Origin of the sequence: Streptomyces pyxinae (assembly GCF_024756275.1) — a bacterium.
Lineage (GTDB): Bacteria > Actinomycetota > Actinomycetes > Streptomycetales > Streptomycetaceae > Streptomyces > Streptomyces pyxinae.
In genome coordinates this window covers 341,204-353,739 of sequence record NZ_JANUGQ010000002.1, presented here as the reverse complement: position 1 = coordinate 353,739, position 12,536 = coordinate 341,204, and the positions used below count along the sequence as shown (strand labels likewise).

Annotated in this window: 10 protein-coding genes and 1 pseudogene; 6 read left to right on the top strand and 5 right to left on the bottom strand. The window is 74.1% G+C overall.

Translation table 11 applies throughout. From position 1 onward, the window contains the following. Positions 1 to 33: 33 nt before the first annotated feature. Both NX801_RS04440 and NX801_RS04435 read left to right on the top strand, forming a co-directional pair. Positions 34 to 897: a DMT family transporter gene (locus tag NX801_RS04440; RefSeq protein WP_258785572.1), complete on the top strand. Its 864-nt coding sequence runs from the start codon at positions 34 to 36 to the stop codon at positions 895 to 897. A gap of 175 nt (positions 898 to 1,072) precedes the next feature. Next, positions 1,073 to 1,825: a polysaccharide deacetylase family protein gene (locus NX801_RS04435; protein ID WP_258785668.1), complete on the top strand. Its 753-nt coding sequence runs from the start codon at positions 1,073 to 1,075 to the stop codon at positions 1,823 to 1,825. Positions 1,826 to 1,973: 148 nt separating this feature from the next. Here the strand turns inward: NX801_RS04435 and NX801_RS04430 are convergent, their stop codons facing one another. Then, on the bottom strand, positions 1,974 to 2,201 hold the full coding sequence (locus tag NX801_RS04430; RefSeq protein WP_258785571.1) for an acyl-CoA carboxylase subunit epsilon: 228 nt from the start codon (positions 2,199 to 2,201) through the stop codon (positions 1,974 to 1,976). A 421-nt stretch (positions 2,202 to 2,622) separates the two neighbouring features. On the opposite strand from NX801_RS04430, the gene NX801_RS04425 reads away from it, so the two are divergent. The 3 genes and pseudogenes from NX801_RS04425 to NX801_RS04415 form a co-directional block, all read left to right on the top strand. Beyond that, on the top strand, positions 2,623 to 3,753 hold the full coding sequence (locus tag NX801_RS04425) for a type III polyketide synthase (RefSeq protein ID WP_258785570.1): 1,131 nt from the start codon (positions 2,623 to 2,625) through the stop codon (positions 3,751 to 3,753). Next, positions 3,743 to 4,957, top strand: a complete 1,215-nt coding sequence (locus NX801_RS04420; RefSeq protein WP_258785569.1) for a cytochrome P450 — start codon at positions 3,743 to 3,745, stop codon at positions 4,955 to 4,957. Before NX801_RS04425 ends, NX801_RS04420 begins: the two co-directional genes overlap by 11 nt. A 26-nt stretch (positions 4,958 to 4,983) precedes the next feature. Next, positions 4,984 to 5,508 (top strand): annotated as a pseudogene (locus tag NX801_RS04415) (cupin domain-containing protein); the annotation flags it as partial. Positions 5,509 to 5,876: 368 nt separating this feature from the next. Here NX801_RS04415 and NX801_RS04410 read toward each other — a convergent pair. The 3 genes from NX801_RS04410 to NX801_RS04400 form a co-directional block, all read right to left on the bottom strand. After that, a complete protein-coding gene (locus NX801_RS04410) occupies positions 5,877 to 8,153 on the bottom strand; it encodes a catalase (RefSeq protein WP_258785568.1) in 2,277 nt (758 codons plus the stop codon). Positions 8,154 to 8,398: 245 nt separating this feature from the next. Beyond that, positions 8,399 to 9,805, bottom strand: a complete 1,407-nt coding sequence (locus NX801_RS04405) for an MFS transporter (RefSeq protein ID WP_258785567.1) — start codon at positions 9,803 to 9,805, stop codon at positions 8,399 to 8,401. A gap of 237 nt (positions 9,806 to 10,042) precedes the next feature. Next, on the bottom strand, positions 10,043 to 10,510 hold the full coding sequence (locus tag NX801_RS04400) for an SPW repeat protein (protein ID WP_258785566.1): 468 nt from the start codon (positions 10,508 to 10,510) through the stop codon (positions 10,043 to 10,045). 244 nt (positions 10,511 to 10,754) lie between these two features. Here NX801_RS04400 and NX801_RS04395 point away from each other — a divergent pair, with 244 nt between their 5' ends. Continuing rightward, complete coding sequence (locus tag NX801_RS04395; RefSeq protein WP_258785565.1) at positions 10,755 to 10,985, top strand: hypothetical protein; 231 nt, start codon at positions 10,755 to 10,757, stop codon at positions 10,983 to 10,985. On the opposite strand, the gene NX801_RS04390 is transcribed toward NX801_RS04395, so the two are convergent. After that, positions 10,940 to 12,457: a SulP family inorganic anion transporter gene (locus NX801_RS04390; protein ID WP_258785667.1), complete on the bottom strand. Its 1,518-nt coding sequence runs from the start codon at positions 12,455 to 12,457 to the stop codon at positions 10,940 to 10,942. The genes NX801_RS04395 and NX801_RS04390 overlap by 46 nt on opposite strands. Positions 12,458 to 12,536: the final 79 nt, after the last annotated feature.

Genomic DNA, 12,536 nt, shown 5'->3' with positions numbered 1-12,536 from the left:
GGCGGCCGGCCGTCGACGGGAGGCGGGAGCGCGGTGACGGCCCTCTCCATCTGTCTGGCCCTGCTGGCCGCGCTCGGCAACGCCGGGGCCTCGGTGCTCCAGCGCCGGGGCGCGGCGACCGAGCGCGAGGGACGGCACCGCGGGTCCTGGCTGGCCGGTCTGGTGCACCGGAGCGTATGGCTCTGGGGCGCGGCGCTGCTCGCCGTCTCCGGCGTCCTCCAGGCGCTCGCCCTGGCGACCGGGCCGCTGGCCATCGTGCAGCCGGTGATGAGCACGGAGCTGATGTTCACCCTGATGGTCGGCGGGCTGGTGTTCCGGCGCCGCCCGGACGCCCGGACCAAGTGGGCGTTCGCGGCGATGGCGGTGGGACTGGCCGTGTTCCTGGCACTGGCCGACCCGGGCGGCGGACGGGCCACGGTACCGGACGACGACTGGTGGTGGGCCGGGGTGGCGGCGGGTGCCTTCATGGCGGTGGCGGTCGTGGTGGCCTTCCAGCTGCCGTCGGCGCCGCGTGCCGCCGTGCTGGGGACGGCGACCGCGACCGGCTTCGCGGTGACGGCGGCCCTGCTGAAGGACGCGCTGGGCAGGCTGCCGGACGGGATCGTCGCGGTGTTCCAGGGCTGGCAGCCGTACGCGGCGGTGGCGGTCGGTCTGGGGAGCTTTCTGCTGCTCCAGGTGACCCTGCGGGCGGGCTCGCTGGTCGCCTCGCAGCCGGCGCTCACCCTGGGCGACGCGCTGCTGAGCGTGGTGCTGGGGGTGGCGCTCTTCGAGGAACGGGTGCAGTTGGGCTGGCGGATCGGGTTCGAGGCGCTGGCGCTGGCGGTGTTGCTGGCCGGCTGCGTCCAGCTGGCCAGATCGCCGCTGGTGACCGGCGGGGAGGACCAGGAGACATGGTGAGCGGCACGGGTGTCGGAAGGGCCGGGAGGCAGGTGAGCGGCGCGGGCGTCGGGCGGACCGGAAGACATGGGGAGCGGCGCGGTTGCCGCGCGGGCCGGGGACCTGATGAGCCGCGCGGCCGCCGGGCGGGCCGGGAGACCCGGTGAACGGGGACGGTGTGCGCCGGGGGCTCGTGATGGCGGCGGCCGTGGCGGGTGCGGTGGCGGCCGGGCACGTCGTACCGGCGGGGAGCTGGCTGCCGGGGCCCCGGGGCCTCCTCCTCCCCGGGCTCGACGGGCGCGGGCACCCCGGGCGGGTGGCGCTCACCTTCGACGACGGGCCGGACCCCCGGAGCACCCCGCACATCCTGCGGGCGCTGGACCGGCTCCAGGTGCGGGCGACGTTCTTCGTGCTGGGCGACCGGCTGGCCGGGCGGCGGGCGCTGGGCCGGCTCATGGCCGCCGAGGGACACGAGCTGGCGGTGCACGGCTGGCACCACGACCGGCCGTGGTGGCCCCGGCCGGTGCGGGACGCGGTCGAGACGCGCCGGACGGCGGAGCTGGTGGCCGGGGTCTGCGGGGAGTGGCCGCTCTGGTACCGGCCGCCGTACGGCATCCTGACCGGTGGCCGGTGGACGGCCGCCCGGACCTGTGGGCTGCGGCCGGTGCTCTGGTCGGCGTGGGGGCGCGACTGGGCGGCCGGGGCGACACCGGACGGCGTCACGGCCGAGGTGCTGCGGGGGCTGCGCGGCGGCGGGACGGTGCTGCTGCACGACTCCGACACGGTGAGCGCGCCGGACTCCTGGCGGGCCACTCTGGGGGCGCTGCCGGGTCTGGTCGGCGCGTGCCGGGAACGGGGGCTGACGGTGGGCCGGCTGGCCGACCACGCGGTGCGCGGGGCGGACCGGGGGCACGGGAGCCGGCGGGAGCCCCCGGCCGGCGCCCGCTGACGGCACGGCGGCCATATCGCGTACGCCCGTACACCTGTCCGGCGCCCCGCACACACCCGGCGGGGCGCCCGTACGCGGATGAGGAAAGGCGCGGCACCCGCCCACCGGGCACCGAGCACGCTCCTCGCCCGGTCCCGCGGCGTCCGGTTCAGCGCCGGTGGAACGGGAACACCGCCACGGTGCGGGCGCGCCAGGAGCCGGAGGAGTGGTGGGCCCGCCAGGCCCGGTCCCAGTGCGCCCGGCAGGGGCCGCCGGGCGCAGGGCGCACCGGCGACTCGGCGGCGGCGCCGCAGGCGAGGGCGGTGAGCACCGCGGTGAGGGCGGCCAGTTCGGTCACGTCCGGTTCGCCGCGGACGATACGCAGATGGTGGGACATTCCTCCAGCCTGGGCCGGCCGCCGGGCCGGGGCACGCCCGGTTGCGCCGTCCGGGGGAATCCGGGCCGCCCGGGGCCACAGCACCCCGTCGGGCCGGGCGCAAGGGGACGCTTCCGCCGGGCGGGGTGCTCCGAACGGGTGAGGGGCGTCCGTCCGGGCCCGGCGTTGTTGTTGCGCGGTACGGCGAGCCCGGGTGGGCCGGCGTCTCACCGGAGATTCACAGGATTCCGCGGCCGGAGTGACCGCCCCCCGCCCCCGCACGGCCTCCGGCGGGACCGGGAGGGCGCCGTCCGCGCCCGGACGGGCGTTCGCCTCACCCGGACGCAGTAACGGCCCCGGGAAATTCCCGGCGCGCGCGCCCCGGGCGACTCCCGGATCCTTCGAGGGACGCGAGCACAACACGACGAAAGGGCTCGACTTCATGGCCACCCTGTGCAGACCCACGGTGTCCGTCCCCGAGCATGTGATCACCATGGAGGAGACGCTCGACCTGGCGCGCTCCGTCCACGCGGATCATCCGCAGCTGGCCCTCGCCCTGCGCCTGATGGAGAACACGGGCGTCAAGAAGCGGCATCTGCTCCGGCCCATCGAGGAGACGCTGAAGCACCCGGGCTTCGAGCAGCGCAACGCGGTGTACGAGGCCGAGGCCAAGGCGCGGGTGCCCGCCGTCGTGCGGCAGGCGCTGACCGACGCGGAGCTCCGGCCGCAGGACATCGACCTCATCATCTATGTGTCCTGCACGGGCTTCATGATGCCGTCCCTCACCGCCTGGATGATCAACAGGATGGACTTCCGGGGCGACACCCGGCAGATGCCCATCGCCCAGCTCGGCTGCGCGGCGGGCGGGGCGGCGATCAACCGGGCGCACGACTTCTGCACGGCGTACCCCGAGGCCAACGCGCTGATCGTGGCCTGCGAGTTCTGCTCGCTGTGCTACCAGCCGACCGACCTGGACGTCGGCAATCTGCTCTCCAACGGGCTGTTCGGCGACGGGCTGGCCGCCGCCGTGGTGCGGGGGCGCGGCGGCACCGGCGTCGACCTGGAGCGCAACGGCTCCTATCTGGTGCCGGACACCGAGGAGTGGATCGCCTACGACGTCCGCTCGACCGGCTTCCACTTCAAGCTGGACAAGCGGGTGCCGGGCACCATGGAGCCGCTGGCGCCGGCGCTCCAGGAACTGGCGGGGCAGCACGGCTGGGACGCGTCCGACCTGGACTTCTACATCATCCACGCCGGCGGTCCGCGCATCCTGGACGACCTGAGCAAGTTCCTGGGGGTGGCTCCGGAGGCGTTCCGCTTCAGCCGGGCCACACTGACGGAGTACGGCAACATCGCCAGTGCCGTGGTGCTGGACGCGCTGCGCCGGCTGTTCGACGAGGGCGGCGCGCACCAGACCGCGCGCGGGCTGCTCGCCGGTTTCGGTCCCGGGATCACCGCGGAGATGTCGCTCGGCCGCTGGCGGGTAGCGTCGGGCCGGGGCGCCGCGCCCACCCGGATCGCGGATCTGGTGCCCGGTCTCGCCTTCGCGGAGGAACCGCACCGTGCTGGATGAGACGGCGACGGCGCCGCTGCCCCCGGTCCGTGACTGGCCCGCGATCGATCTGCACGGGGTGGACTTCGACCCGGTGCTCGCGGAGCTGATGACGGAGGGCCCGGTGACCCGCGTCAAGCTGCCCAACGGCGGTGGCTGGGCGTGGCTGGTCACGCGGTACGACGATGTCCGGATGGTCGCCAACGACCCCCGCTTCAGCCGGAAACTCGTGGCGGAGAAGAACGTCACCCGACTGGCGCCGCACTTCATCCCGGTCGACGGGGCGGTGGGTTTCGAGGATCCGCCGGTCCACACCCGGCTGCGCCGCGCGGTGGCGCCGGCCTTCACCACCCGGGGTGTGGAACGGCTCCGGGAGCGGGCCACCGGGATGCTGGACGACCTGGTGGACGGCGTGCTGCGGGACGGGCCGCCGGCGGATCTGACGGCGCGGCTGCTGCTGCCCTTCCCGCTCGCCGTGGTCTGCGAGCTGATGGGGGTGGCGGAGGCCGACCGGCCCCGGGTGCACGAGTGGACCGGGCTGATCCTCTCCTCCTCGCAGGGCGCCGAGCGGAGCAAACGGGCCCAGGAGGAGATGTGCGGCTACTTCTCCCGGGTGCTCCGGGAGCGGCGGGACAGCGGCGGCGAGGACGTCATCGGGCTGCTGGCCGGCGCGGTGGGCCGGGGCGAGCTCACGGAGTCGGAGGCCGTGGGCCTCGCGCTGCTGATCCAGATCGGCGGCGAGGCGGTGACCAACAACTGCGGCAACATGTTCTTCATCCTGCTCACCCGTCCGGAGCTGATGGCCCGGCTGCGGGCCGAACCGGGCCTGCGGCCCCGCGCGCTGGACGAGCTGCTGCGGTTCATCCCGCACCGCAGCGCGGTCGGTCTGTCGCGGATCGCGCTGGAGGACGTGACGGTGGCCGGGGTGCGGATCCGGGCGGGTGACGCGGTGTACGTCTCCTATCTGGCGGCCAACCGGGACCCGGAGGTGTTCCCGGCTCCCGACGAGATCGACCTCGGGCGGAGCCCCAACCCGCATGTGGCCTTCGGCTACGGGCCGCACTTCTGCGTCGGGGCGATGCTGGCCCGGCTGGAGTCGGAGCTGCTGGTCTCCACTCTCCTCGACCGGTTCCCCGGGCTGCGCCTGGCGGTGCCGGCCGAGGACGTCCCCTACCGGCTGGGCGCGCTCATCCGCGGCCCCGAGTCCGTGCCGGTGACCTGGTGACCGCGCACCAGGGGGTGCCGGCCTCGCTGCTCGCCGCCGGGGTGCCCGAGGGGCTGCTGGTGCCCAGCGGACAGGGCCGTACGCTGCGCGCTCCGGCGCACCAGGTGACCTTCAAGGTGACGGGCGACCACTCCCGGGCGGCGTCGAGCTTCGAGGTCGTGGTGCCGCCCGGCTTCGACGTGGGCGCCCATGTGCACGCGCACAGCGAGGAGTTGTTCTACATCCTGGAGGGCGAGCTGGATGTGCTCGCGTTCGAGCCCCGGGTGCGCGGCGGGGACGACTGGCGCCACTGGGAGTCGTTCTCCGGGCAGCGCGTCGTACGGGCCACCCCCGGGACGGTGATCGTGGTGCCGCCGGGGTGTCCGCACGCCTTCGCCAACCGGACGGACCGGCCGGCCAAGATGTTCTTCCAGGCCTCTCCCCCGCCGGACCACGAGCGGTACTTCGAGGAGCTGATCGCGCTCCTGGACACGGGCGGTCCGCCCGACGAGGCGGCCATCGCCGCGCTGCGCCGGCGGTACGACATCGAGCAGCTCACCCCGCTGCGGCACGACGCCGGCGACACCGGTGATCCGGCCGGCGCCGATGACACCGACGCCGGGTCACCGCGTCCCGACGGGCACCCGCACCTCCATGCCCACCCCCATGTCCACCCTCATCCGCACCCGGCGCAGGCGCACCCGGACTCCCGGCCGCCCGGGCGGCCGGACACCGGCACGGACGTCTGACCCGGACCGGCGCGCCGTTCCCCGCTGCGGGGAGCGGCGCGCCGCCGTGTGCCCGGTGCCGCCCCGGAGGCGTACGGCTCTGTCCCGCGGCGGACGGAGGGGCCGCGCCCGGACACGGGTACGCGCCCGCCGGAGGTGACGGGCGCGTACGGGAAGCCGGGGCCCCGGCGGGGAGCCGGGGCGCGGGCGGGTCAGAGCGCCGCGGGGAAGCGCTCCCAGACCCGGTGCTTGGCGAGCAGCGCGGTGACGTCCGCCAGCACCGCGGAGCCACTGTCGCCGGTCACCACGCCCGGCGCGCCGGTGGGTACGCCCGCCGCCGCCAGCGCGGTCTCGGCACCCGCCCAGCCACCGAGCGCCTTGGCGTGCCGGTACGCCTCGGCGAGCATGAGCAGCACCCGGGGGTCGGTGGGCGCTTCGGCGGTGCCGGTGTCGCCGGCCTTGGCGTCCCGGGCGCCGAAGGCGTCGCGGCCCCGGCCGGGGACGCCGGCGAGCAGAAGGGCGTCGAACTCGGTGGAGCGGGCGGTCGCGAAGGTCCGCTGCACGGTGATCGGGTCGCCGTCGGCGTCGAGCTTGCCGCCCGCCGGGGCGATGACCAGCGGGACCATTCCGGCGTCCAGTACGGCGCGGCGGACTTCGCGTACGCCGGCCAGGTCGCCGTTCCCGTCGGTGACGATGCCGATGATCCGGCCGTCGGCCGGCCACTCCTGCCCCAGCTGGGAGAGGGCGGGGCTGGGCTCGGCCTCGGTGTGCGGCACGGTGGGTTCCGGCGCGGGCAGGCCGAGGCCGGCCGCCACCTGGGCGCAGAGCTCGCCGTCGATGTTGGCGAGGACCTGGAGGCCGCGCTCCTTGACCGCCTGCTCGTAACACTTGCCCAGCTCGAAGGTGTAGGCGGCGACGATGTGTTCGCGCTCCGGGGGCGTCATGCTGAGCCAGAAGAGCCGGGGCTGGCTGAAGTGGTCGTCGAAGGAGGCGGCGGCCTCGCGCACCTTGCGGGCGGCCGGGAGCTCCTTGGGGACCTCGATGTACGCCCCGGTGTCGTTGCCCGCCAGGAAGGGACAGCCGCCGTCCAGCGAGTTGGGCCGGTAGGGGGCGACACCGGTGTGCACGGCGGTCTGGTGCATGCCGTCCCGCAGCATGTCATTGACCGGGGCGTGGGTGCGGTTGATCGGCAGCTGGCCGAAGTTGGGGCCGCCGAGCCGCGTGATCTGGGTGTCCAGGTAGGAGAAGAGCCGGCCGGCGAGCAGCGCGTCGTCGGTGATGTCGATACCGGGGACGAGGTGGCCGACGTGGAAGGCGACCTGCTCGGTCTCGGCGAAGTAGTTCGACGGGTTGGCGTTGAGGGTGAGCAGCCCGATCGGCTGCACCGGGGCGAGTTCCTCCGGCACGATGTTGGTCGGGTCCAGCAGGTCGATGCCCTCGAAGGTCTGGTCGGGGGTGTCCGGGAAGGTCTGGACGCCCAGTTCCCACTGCGGGTAGGCGCCCGACTCGATGGCGTCGGCCAGGTCCCGGCGGTGGAAGTCCGGGTCCATGCCGTTGATGATCTGCGCCTCCTCCCAGGTGAGGGAGTGCACGCCGAGCTTGGGCTTCCAGTGGAACTTGACCAGGGTGGTGGCGCCCTCGGCGTTGACCAGCCGGAAGGTGTGGACGCCGAAGCCCTCCATCATCCGGTAGGAGCGCGGGATGCCCCGGTCGGACATGTTCCAGAGGGTGTGGTGGGTGGCCTCGGTGTGCAGGGTGACGAAGTCCCAGAAGGTGTCGTGGGCGCTCTGGGCCTGCGGGATCTCCCGGTCGGGGTGCGGCTTCCCGGCGTGGATGATGTCGGGGAACTTGATGGCGTCCTGGATGAAGAAGACCGGGATGTTGTTGCCGACCAGATCGAAGACGCCCTCGCTGGTGTAGAACTTGGTGGCGAAGCCGCGGGTGTCCCGGACGGTGTCGGCCGAGCCGCGCGAGCCCAGGACGGTGGAGAACCGGACGAAGACCGGGGTCTCGATGTCCTTCTCCAGGAACGCCGCCTTGGTGATCTTCGCGGCGGTGCCGTACCCCTGGAAGACACCGTGCGCGGCGGCGCCCCGGGCGTGGACCACGCGCTCCGGGATGCGCTCGTGGTCGAAGTGCATGATCTTCTCGCGCAGATGGTGGTCCTGGAGGAGCACCGGTCCGCGCGGCCCGGCCTTGAGCGAGTGGTCGGTCTCGTACAGCCGGTTCCCCTGCGCGGTGGTCAGGTACGCCCCGCTCTGGGCGACCCTGGCCTGCTCGGCGCCGGTGGGCTGGCCGGTGGGGCTGACCGTCTCGGGCCCGCTCTGGTCGGACTTGGGCGGCAGCGGCACCCGAGGCTCGGTGGGCTCCGCGAACGACGGCGGCTCGGGTGCCGGCACGCCCGGGATCTCGGGTGCGGGGCCCGCCTCACCGCGCACCGCCTCCGTGATTTTCTCCGCCGCCGCCTTCAGGGGGTTCTCGTTGTTCATCGTCTCTCCGTGCTCGGGACGGGACAGTCCGGACTGGACAGCAACTCCACAGCCATGACCGTCGCGGGGCACGGTGAAACGGCCGGTCCGTCGAAGTCCGTCCATCGGCACACGCCACGCCCCGGACGGCCGCTCCATGGCCCCGCGAGCGGCCACGGCAGCGCGGGTACCCACGGTTCGGTGGCGGATGCAGTCAGTGTTCCGGTTTCTCGCACGTCATGGATGCCCGGTGCCGTGCGGACGGCTCAGTGGTCCAGCGGCCGGTGGGCGGTCTCCGGAAGCCTCGCGTAGACGGCGGAGGAGACGAGGCAGAGCGCGGCGACGTACCAGGGGAAGAGACCGGGCTGCCCCAGGTCCGTGAACAGGGTGCCCGCATAGGGCGCGGTGCCGCCGAAGAGGGCCACGGTGAGGGAGTACGGGAAGCCGATGCCGGCGGCGCGGACCCTGGCCGGGAAGATCTCGGCGTTGACGGCCGCGGAGATGGCGGTGAAGCCGGTGAGCAGCACCATGCCGGCGCACTGGGCCGCCAGCAGCGACCAGAAGGAGCCGACCGAGCGGAGCAGCGGGACGCTCAGTACGGCGAAGCCGAGACCGAAGAAGAGCAGGAGGGGGCGGCGGCCCCAGCGGTCGGAGAGCACTCCGCCGACCGGCTGGAGGAGCCCGAAGAAGGCCAGCGCGAGCGTGCCGGCGAGCAGCGCGTCGGACTTCGGGACGCCGGCGTTGAGTTCGGCGTAGGTCGGGAGGTAGGAGGTCCAGGTGTAGTAGGCGAGTGTGCCGCCGGCGGTGATGCCGCCGATCAGCAGGGACTGGCGGGGGTACTGGCGCAGGGCGTCGAAGAGCCCCGGCCGGTCCGGTGCCGGGTGCTCCCGCGTGCCGGTGGGGTGCGGGGCGGCTTCCGGGAGGGTGGCGGTGGTGTCCGGGACGGTGACGGTGTCCGGGAGGGTGACGGTGTCCGGGACGGTGACGGTGTCCGGGTACGAGGCGGTGGCGTCCGGGGTCGCGGTGGCGAGCGTCTCGTGGGCGCCGCGCCGGATCCAGAAGCCGACGAGGCTGAGCAGGGCACCGAGCAGGAACGGCACCCGCCAGCCCCAGCCGTTCATGCTCGTCTCGCCGAGTGTGCCCACCAGGAGGGCGGCGAGGCCGGAGGCGGTCAGTTGCCCGGCGGTCGTGGAGACGTACTGGAAGCTGGAGAAGAGACCGCGCCTGCCCGGGGTGGCGGACTCCACCAGGAAGGTGGTGGAGGCGGCGAACTCCCCGCCCACGGAGAGCCCTTGCAGAAGCCGCGCGGCGACCAGGACGACCGGGGCGAGGGTGCCCGCGGCAGCGTAGGTGGGGGTGAGACCGACCAGCAGGCTGCTGCCGCCCATGAGCAGGATGGTGACGGTGAGCGCGGCCCGCCGGCCGTGCCGGTCCGCCACCGCTCCCATCAGCAGGCCGCCGACCGGCCGCATGAAGAATCCCACCGCGAAGACGGCGAACGTCGACAGCAGCGGGACCAGCGAGTTACCGGTGCCTCCGGGGAAGACCTGGGCGGCGATGTAGGTGGCGAGGAAGGTGTACGCGTACCAGTCGTACCACTCGACCGCGTTGCCCACGGAGGCGGCGAGCAGTTGCCGTACGGGGCGGCGGACGGGGGCGGTCGTGTGTGTCATGATCACCGCCCTCCCCACCCCGGCCGAACCGCACACCTGAGCGGTATGAAGGCTTTGTGAACGCGGGCGGGGCGGAACGGCCGGGGGCGAGTGAGGGCGATGTGGGCGAGCGCGGACGAGACGGCCCCGGCACCGCCGGTGGGCGGGCGGTGCCGGGGCCTTCGGCCGGCGGGACCGGTGGTGGATTCCGGGGGCCGGCCCGGGAATGGCTCGGGGATCGCTCGGCGGGCGAGCGGCTCACCGCTCCCTGGCGGCGGGTTCCCTGGCGGCGGAGGAGCGGCCGGTGCGGCGGTCGCTCATGGCGGCCATCGCCAGGCCGAGCACCAGGGCCACGGCGCCGACGATGATGTTGTTGACGACCGTGCGGGTGGTGTCGGCGCTCCCGGCCACCACCCAGGGGGAGATGATCGTCCAGGCGCCGATGACGATGGCGGCCCAGGCCATGGCGTGGGTGCGCTCGTAGGCGTTCCCGAAGCCGCCCATGCACAGGGCGTATGCCACACCGGTGATCAGATTGCAGACGGCCAGGTTGGTGAGACCGCTGAACCCGGCGATCCACGGTGAGGCCGCCAGGTAGAGGCCCGTCAGCAGGGCCAGGGTCTCGACCGCCTGCGCGCGCGGGGTGGCGGTCGCCCGTTCGAACCGGGAGCGCATCTCGGCGATGTCGGGGTGGTGCTCGATGCTGGGGCTGGGGTGGGTGGTCATCGCGGGCCCGCCTCCTAGGGAAGACTTTATATGCCCTTTAGCCCCATATAACGCCCGCTCCCGGGCGCCGGTCAACCGCTCACGGGCCCCCCGCCGCCACCCCGCGGGGGCCGCCCTCCTCCGGCGGTTTCCGGGCCCCGGGCCCGCCGGAGGAAGCCCGGGCGTCCCCAGGGGCCGGACGACGCCACTTCCGGGGCGCCCGCTCGTTGGGCACGGCACCACCCGACAGCCGAGAGGGGCTCCCATGAACGTCCGTACCGTCGCCACGGCCTGCGCGGTGGCGGCCGGCACGCTGCTCGCCGCCACCGCCACCGCCACGGCCGCCGCCGCACCCCGGGACACCGGGGCGGCGACGGATCCCGGAGCGCGGCCGGGCGGGGGCGTCGCCGTCATCCAGAAGGACCGCCTGACGCCCTCCACCGTGGTCGCCTATGTGTTCCGGACGGGGGCCGGCCGGGCCGGCTCGGCCGGCTGACCCACCGGGCGGCCGGACGGCGGGGACAGGAAGCGGACCGGCTCCGTGCCCGCGCCGTTGTGGCGCAGCGCCCAGTTCTCCAGGGCGACGCGGCAGGCGTGGTCCAGGTGGCGCAGTTCGGAGAGGTCCAGCTCGATGGGCCGGTCCCTGGGCAGCGCCTCCAGTTCCCCCAGGATCTTGGGGAGTCGCAGGAAGGTGGCGTTGCCGCTGATGGCCGCCACCATCCGGCCACCGGTCAGTTCACGGACCTCCACATGGAGATGGGAGGTCTCCCAGGCGGTCTTGCACACCGCGAGCAGCAGGCCGAGGATCACGCCTTCGAAGAGGTTGGTGACCAGGATCGCCACGGCGGTCACCGCGAGGATGACGGCCTCGCCCCGGTGCTCGCGCCAGAGCGGGACCAGCTCCCGCACCGGTATCAGCTTGCAGCCGGCGTGCACCAGGACGCCGGCGAGCGCGGCGAGCGGGATGACCCCGATGGCGGCGGGCAGCAGCGCGGCGAACAGCAGCAGCCACAGCCCGTGCAGCACACGGGAGAGCCGGGTGCGGGCGCCCGCCTGGACGTTGGCGGCGCTGCGGACGATGACGGCGGTCATGGGCAGTGCGCCGAGCGCCCCGCACACCGTGTTGCCGACGCCCTGGGCCAGCAGTTCCTTGTCGTAGTCGGTGCGCGGGCCGTCGTGCATCCGGTCCACGGCCGCCGCGCTGAAGAGGCTCTCCGCCGAGGCGATCAGGGTGAAGGCCAGCACGGTGCCGATCGCCGCCACGCCGGCCAGGTCGCCGAAGTCACCGAGCCCCGGCGGCTGTACGGACTCCAGCAGCCCCCGCACCTCCACCCGGGCCACCGGGAGACCGAGGACGGCCACCGCTCCGGTGGCCAGCGCCACCGCCACCAGCTGGCCGGGCACGACCCGTGCCCGGGCCGGGAGCCTCGGCCACACCACGAGTACCGCCACCGTCGCCGCACCGACGAGGAAGGCCGTGAGGGGCGGGCCGCCGCTCAGGACGGAACCCGCCAGTCGGGGCAGGCCGGCGAGCTTTGCGGGGCCGCCCGAGGGCTGGGCGGTGTCGGCCATCGCGTAGACCTGCCCGAGGACCAGGACGAGGCCGATGCCGGCGAGCATGCCCTGCACGACGGCCACCGATATCGCGCGGAAGTAGCGGCCGAACCTGAGGGCTCCGAGCACCAGTTGAAGCAGCCCGGAGACGAGGACGATGGCGCCGAGCGCCCCGAGGCCGAACTCCCGCACGGCCTCGTAGACCAGCACGGTCAGTCCCGCGGCGGGGCCGCTGACCTGGAGTGCGCTGCCGGGCAGGGCCCCCACCAGCAGCCCGCCGACGATGCCGGTGACCAGGCCCAGTTCGGCGGGGACGCCGGAGGCGACGGCCACCCCGACGCAGAGCGGCAGGGCGACCAGGAAGACGACGAGCGACGCCAGGAAGTCCCGGCGCAGCACGGTGGGATCCTTCATCAGGGAGAACACGAGGGTGGGTTTCCTCACGGTGCGGTCCGCGCGGAGGGCGGCGGACAGGGACGGACGAGTGGGCGGG